This window comes from Desulfocucumis palustris (assembly GCF_002933875.1).
Classification (GTDB): domain Bacteria; phylum Bacillota; class Desulfotomaculia; order Desulfotomaculales; family Desulfocucumaceae; genus Desulfocucumis; species Desulfocucumis palustris.
The window spans coordinates 1-2,000 of record NZ_BFAV01000145.1 but is presented as its reverse complement, the minus strand read 5'-3'; the positions used below and the strand labels follow the sequence as shown (position 1 = coordinate 2,000).

Annotated in this window: 5 protein-coding genes; all 5 read left to right on the top strand. The window is 46.2% G+C overall.

All coding sequences use genetic code 11. The features are described from left to right. Nucleotides 1-255, top strand: a 255-nt coding sequence (locus DCCM_RS18715; protein WP_165792154.1) for a hypothetical protein, incomplete at its 5' end; no start/stop codon positions are given. Between the two features lie 15 nt (nucleotides 256-270). After that, a complete protein-coding gene (locus DCCM_RS13170) occupies nucleotides 271-1,098 on the top strand; it encodes a hypothetical protein (protein WP_104372855.1) in 828 nt (275 codons plus the stop codon). A 103-nt stretch (nucleotides 1,099-1,201) separates the two neighbouring features. Next, on the top strand, nucleotides 1,202-1,495 hold the full coding sequence (locus tag DCCM_RS13165; RefSeq protein ID WP_104372854.1) for a hypothetical protein: 294 nt from the start codon (nucleotides 1,202-1,204) through the stop codon (nucleotides 1,493-1,495). A 12-nt stretch (nucleotides 1,496-1,507) separates the two neighbouring features. After that, the gene (locus DCCM_RS13160; protein ID WP_104372853.1) at nucleotides 1,508-1,702 is read left to right on the top strand and encodes a hypothetical protein; all 195 of its coding nucleotides are present in this window, start codon (nucleotides 1,508-1,510) and stop codon (nucleotides 1,700-1,702) included. Next, nucleotides 1,703-1,879: a hypothetical protein gene (locus tag DCCM_RS18710; protein ID WP_165792153.1), complete on the top strand. Its 177-nt coding sequence runs from the start codon at nucleotides 1,703-1,705 to the stop codon at nucleotides 1,877-1,879. Nucleotides 1,880-2,000 lie beyond the last annotated feature (121 nt).

Sequence of the window (2,000 nt, the reverse complement as noted above, 5' to 3'; positions counted from 1 at the left end):
AAACTGGCCATTAAAATTAAACGGCATGAGGAACTGATGGCGGTAAACGACACCAGTTTGGCCTGGATGAGGGTTGTGGGCATCTTCTTAAACGCGCTGCTGATACCGGCCTTTTTTGCCGTGCAGCTCATTGTGCCGGACGCGGAGGATTTTTTTATAAATGTGCCCATGGGAAAAGCGGTGGTGGCGGTGGCCTTTCTGTCCTATCCCGTGGGTATTATGCTGGACCGCCGGTTGCATGACGTTAAGTATTAAGGGAGGTATTGCCGGGTGCTTCAAATGATCGGGATCGAAGGGTTCTTACTGATAACATTTTCTTTTTCTGTCGGTATCTATTTTTTCATAGTAATCTCACAGCTCGCACAAAAAATTACTTACCGGTCGCCGCTTCAAAGGATAATCGGAAACAGGGAAAAAACAATAGTTCCCGCGTTATTCAAGGATAAGGGAAAAGAAAAATTGGATTTCGGAGTGTTTTCCGATCCTAAATTTATGCTTACCGGCTTTGCCACGGCATGTATTTTCACCTGGGCCTTCTGGACAACTCCGTTTAAGATTTATATGTTCCAGGCGGGGTTGATGGTGGGTTTTGGAGTGGCCAAATTTCTTGGCAACACCAAAAGAACAATTGACTACAGGACAAAAGTTAAGGAAATAAGTATTCTTTACGATTCCATCGATCTCTTTTCCGACAGCCACTCAATTCACCAGGCGCTGGCAAAGGCCGGTGAATTGACCCCGTCCATAAGGGATTCCGTGGAAAAATGCGTAAACCGTTGGCCGCAGGGCCCTGTAAAAGCCCTCCATCATTTTGCAAAGGAGGTGAACTTTCCGGAAGCTGAGATTCTGGCAGCCGTACTCCAGCACATCACGTTGTCGGGCAAGAGCGAAAAGTCCGGCCTATTAAGTGAAGAATCCGCAAAACTCGAAGAACGGCTGCGCCGCAACTATGAAAAAGAAATTGCGGCCCGGCCGTTATACCAAACTATCTATCTGGCTCTGCCCGGTTTTGCCCTGGTGGGTATCGTGCTATTTCCCATTGGTTATAAAGCCATAAAAATGATTGAAAGTCTTACTGCCTGGAACGGGCAGATGTGAAAAAACATATGGATCTGTTTGAAACGAGGTGATAAAAGGACATAAATATTCAATTCGTATCGAAAGTGATACAGGTGATTTATTAAAGAGGAGGAGTAACCAATTGAAACAAAGAGCGATAAAAATTTGCCGGTCGGTTAAAAACTTCATCCTGGACGAAACCGGAACGCCCACCGGCGAAATACTGCTTTGGCTGATTCTGGGGGTGTTGTCCTCCGGCAGTGTAGCCCTGTCCTACGTGGGGGCGTTGCGGGGCAAGATGGGCGATGTCTATGCAGACATGGAGGCAATCAGGCCTGTGAGCAGTGTCGTTGATGATGACACGGACTATGGGATAAACGTCAATTCAAACGGCAGAACTGGTATAATCACCGGCGCCACCGGCGCCACGCGTTAGCGGTGGTTTAAAATGAAAACATTGGTCAACATAAAAAGTGCTCTCCTGGGCACCAAAACCGGGGAGTACTTTTTGTGGTTTATTTTCGGCTCGGTGATGGTTTTTATTTTTGCGGTGGCCGTGGTTAATGCCTATAAAAGTAAAATGGATAATTACATCAGCCCATACATCCAAAATATTCAGGTTACTAAAACTGAAGGTGATTAATTGATTAAAAAGATCATTGACTTTTTGCGGGACGACAGGGGGATAACGACTGCCGAATGGGCGGTAATTCTTTTTTTGGCGGGGTTATCCTCCGTAAGTATAGGCTTTGGATTTTCCGGCGCTCTCCGGGGGCTTGCCGGCAGGAGCATAGAGAATATACAAAACAGTGCGCCTTGAGGAAAAGGGGAGCGCGGTAAAACGCGCCCCCCTTTTTTAAGGGGGTATTAATCAGGGATGGATAAAAAACAAAAAATTATCTCTTTAATTGTTGGCGGCTCCGTTATGGTTTTAGCAATTA

Coding starts and splice junctions, on each gene's coding strand:
- DCCM_RS13160 (WP_104372853.1), top strand. CDS start 1,508: ATGAAAACATTGGTCAACATAAAAAGTGCTCTCCTGGGCACCAAAACC.